Source organism: Phenylobacterium sp. (genome assembly GCF_035276905.1).
In the GTDB taxonomy this organism is placed as follows: domain Bacteria; phylum Pseudomonadota; class Alphaproteobacteria; order Caulobacterales; family Caulobacteraceae; genus Phenylobacterium.
On sequence record NZ_DATELG010000255.1, the window covers coordinates 1 to 3,505 of the forward strand.

The window sequence follows — 3,505 nt, forward strand, 5'->3', positions numbered from 1 at the left end:
ATCAGCTGCGGCCGCTCCTGCTCGACCACCGCGCGCAGCGCCGCCGGATCGGTCATGGCGACCACGTGGCTGCGGTGGGCGAGCTGCATGGCCGGCGCGTCGGCGTAGCGGTCGACGGCGATCACCTCGCAGCCGAGCCGCTGCAGCTCGATCACCACTTCCTTGCCGAGCTCCCCCGCCCCCAGCAGCATCACCTTGACGGCGGAGGGCGAGAGCGGGGTTCCGAGGCGCATGGCGATCAAGCCAGCTTCGACTTGGCGGCGCGCACGACCGCGTCCGGCGTCAGGCCGAAGTGCTCGTAGAGCACCTTGTCCGGAGCGCTGGCGCCGAAGCCCGACATGCCGACGAAGGCGCCCTTCGTGCCGATGAACCGGTCCCAGCCCATCCGCACGCCGGCCTCGACGGCGACGCGTACCTCGGTCTCGCCGATCACCGCGTCCTGATAGTCGGCCGGCTGCGCCTCGAAGAGCTCGAAACAGGGCACGGAGACCACGCGGACGCCGATCCCCTCGGCCTCCAGCAGGCCGCGGGCGGCCATGGCGATGGAGACTTCCGAGCCGGAGGCGAAGATCGTCACCTGCGCGGGATGGCCGGCGGCGGCCAGCTGGTAGGCGCCGCGCGAGGAAAGGTTCTCGCCGACCGGATCGATGCGCACCGGAGCGACCTTCTGACGGGACAGCGCCATCACCGAGGGCGTGGTCTTGGCGGCAAGCGCGAGCTTCCAGCACTCGGCGGTCTCCACCGCGTCGGCCGGGCGGAAGAGGTTGAGGTTGGGCATCGCCCGCAGGCTCGCCAGGTGCTCGACCGGCTGGTGGGTCGGCCCGTCCTCGCCCAGACCGATGGAATCGTGAGTGCCGACGAAGATCGTGCGCACGCCCATCAGCGCCGCCAGCCGCAGCGCCGGGCGGGCGTAGTCGGAGAAGACCAGGAAGGTCCCGCCGTAGGGGATCACCCCGCCGTGCAGGGCCATGCCGTTCATGGCCGCGGTCATGCCGAATTCGCGGACGCCATAGTTCACATAGCGGCCGGCGTAGTCGGGGGCGTCGAGGATGGCGGTGTTCTTGACGTAGGTGTTGTTCGAGCCGGTCAGGTCCGCCGAGCCGCCGATCAGGTCGGGGATCTCGCCGAACACCTTCTCCAGCGCCGTGCCGGAGTGCTGCCGCGTGGCCGCCGAGGGCCGCGAGGTCTCGGCCTCGGTGATGTAGGCGTCGAGGCGCTCGAAGGCGTGCTTCGGCAGATCGCCGGCCATGGCGCGCTGGAACTCAGCCGAGTGCGGCGAGGCCGCCAGGCGCGCTTCCCAGGCCTTGCGCTCCTTGGCGCCCCTACGGCCCGCGGCGCGCCAGGGCCGCAGGACCTCGTCGGGAACCACGAAGGCTTCGGCCGGCCAGCCGAGGTTGACGCGGGTGGCGGCGACCTCGTCCTTGCCCAGCGCCTTGCCGTGCACGTCATGGGTGCCCTCGAAGTTCGGCGAGCCCTTGCCGATCTTGGTCTTGCAGGCGATCAGCGACGGCCTGTCCTGCTTGACGGCCCAGGCCAGCGCGCGGCGGATCTGGCCGACGTCATGGCCGTCGATGGTCTTCACCGCCCAACCGGCGGCCTTGAAGCGGGCCGGCTGGTCGGTGACGTCGGAGAGCGCGACCGCGCCGTCGATGGTGATGTTGTTGTCGTCCCACAGCACCGTCAGGCGGTTCAGCTTCAGCCGCCCGGCCAGGCCGATCGCCTCCTGGCTCACGCCCTCCATCAAACAGCCGTCCCCGGCCACCACCCAGGTGCGGTGGTCGACGAGGTCGGCGCTGAAGCGGGCCGCCAGGTGGCGCTCGGCGATCGCCATGCCGACGGCGGTCGCCAGGCCCTGGCCGAGCGGGCCGGTGGTGGTCTCGACGCCGGGGGTGTGGCCGTATTCCGGGTGGCCGGGCGTTGCGGAATTGAGCTGCCGGAACGCCTTGATCTGGTCCATCGTCATGGCCTTGAAGCCCGACAGGTGGAGCAGGGAGTAGAGCAGCATCGAGCCGTGGCCGGCCGACAGCACGAAGCGGTCGCGGTCGGCCCAGTCCGGCCGGCTGGCGTCGTACTTGAGGAACTTGGTCCAGAGCACGGCGGCGACGTCGGCCATGCCCATCGGCATGCCGGGGTGACCGGAGTTGGCCTTCTCGACGGCGTCCATCGAGAGCACGCGGATCGCGTTGGCCATGGTCTGGAGATCGGCGGGCATTGCAGTCCAGGTTTCGTGCGGAAGAAAAAAGCTGGCGCGCCCTCGCACGCGAGCGGTCCACGGTCAAGGAAGCGCCCCAAGCCCGCGCTATCTGGAGGAACGGGCCGACGCCCTATAGACTATGGTCAGACCGCAGCCGACGGAGGGCGCATGATCCGGGAGACCGCGGGCGAAAGCGCGCTGGAACTTGCCGCCAAGCGGCTGGAGCGGGCGCTATCCGCCCTGGAGCAGCGGCTTTCGGGCCGCCCCGCCTCTGGTCTTCAGGGCGGCGACCTCTTCGACCACGGGCCGGAGCCCGCGGGGCTGGCCGCCGAGCTGGTGCGGGTCCGCACTCGCGAGCGCGAGCTGGAGGCCGCCGGCGCCGAGGCGTCTGCGGCGCTGGGTCGCGCCATCCAGGAAATCCGCGCCGCGCTCGGCGCTTCGGCGGCGGGAGGCTGAGCATGGCCCAGGTGACCCTGAACGTGAACGGACGGCCCTATGTGGTCGGCTGCGAGGACGGCCAGGAGGCTCATCTCGCCGAGCTCGCCCGGCTGTTCGACCGCCACGTGCGCCAGGTCGGCCAGGAGATGGGCCAGCTCGGCGAGACGCGGCTCTTTCTGATGGGCGCCCTGCTGCTGGCCGACGAGCTCGCCGAGACCAAGGCGCGGATGGCCGCCGTCCAGGGCGACCTCGGCCGCCTGCAGTCCGTCGAAGCCCGCGCCGCCGCCGCCCTCGACGCCGCCGCCAAGCGGATCGAGAAGCTGGCGAGCGAGGCGGCGTAGCCGCACACGACTGTCATTCCAAAAAGCGCGCAGCGCTTGTCCGGGACCCATACACGCTGCGCCCATACACGCTGCGCTTGAGAAGCCGCGCCTCAGCCCCTACGTTACGGCTCCGGCGGGTCAGCTGCGGCTCGCGTCGAAGGCGAACATATCCCAGCGACCTTAATTCTCTCAAAGGGAGCTGTCCCTGTCCGGGATCGTGGTCTCGGGCACACGGCGCCCACCTGGTGTATCCAGGTCGAGGGGATGAACAGTCCTTCACGGCTCACGCGGCGCCGCCACCCTTGCTTCCGGAGACCCGTGGGTGACACCGCCCCTGGATAAGACGGCGCCCCTCGACAAGACAGCGCTGAGGGTGCGGCTGCGCGGGCTTCGGCGCAGGCTCGCCGCCGAGATCCCCGACGCCGCCGAACGCGCCGCCCGGCATCTGCCGCTCGGCCGGCTGCCGCCGTTCCGGACCTTCAGCCTCTACCATGCGATGGGCTCGGAGCTGGACCCGCGTCCGCTCGGCGCGCGGCTGCGCCACGCCGGC

The 3,505-nt window shown here is 71.1% G+C and carries 4 protein-coding genes, 1 other RNA gene and 1 pseudogene; 4 read left to right on the forward strand and 2 right to left on the reverse strand.

Annotation, left to right across the window (positions count from 1 at the left end):
* A partial coding sequence (locus VJS38_RS12000; RefSeq protein ID WP_324088384.1) for an NAD-dependent epimerase/dehydratase family protein occupies positions 1-233 on the reverse strand: 233 nt, incomplete at its 3' end.
* 5 nt (positions 234-238) lie between these two features.
* Positions 239-2,212: a transketolase gene (gene tkt, locus VJS38_RS12005; protein WP_324088385.1), complete on the reverse strand. Its 1,974-nt coding sequence runs from the start codon at positions 2,210-2,212 to the stop codon at positions 239-241.
* A gap of 150 nt (positions 2,213-2,362) precedes the next feature.
* On the opposite strand from tkt, the gene VJS38_RS12010 reads away from it, so the two are divergent.
* The 4 genes and pseudogenes from VJS38_RS12010 to VJS38_RS12025 all read left to right on the forward strand — a co-directional run.
* On the forward strand, positions 2,363-2,650 hold the full coding sequence (locus VJS38_RS12010) for a hypothetical protein (protein ID WP_324088386.1): 288 nt from the start codon (positions 2,363-2,365) through the stop codon (positions 2,648-2,650).
* A 2-nt stretch (positions 2,651-2,652) separates the two neighbouring features.
* The gene (locus tag VJS38_RS12015) at positions 2,653-2,973 is read left to right on the forward strand and encodes a cell division protein ZapA (RefSeq protein WP_324088387.1); all 321 of its coding nucleotides are present in this window, start codon (positions 2,653-2,655) and stop codon (positions 2,971-2,973) included.
* 118 nt (positions 2,974-3,091) lie between these two features.
* Positions 3,092-3,253, forward strand: a non-coding RNA gene (gene ssrS / locus VJS38_RS12020) — 6S RNA.
* A 24-nt stretch (positions 3,254-3,277) separates the two neighbouring features.
* Positions 3,278-3,505, forward strand: a pseudogene (locus VJS38_RS12025) (hypothetical protein); the annotation flags it as partial.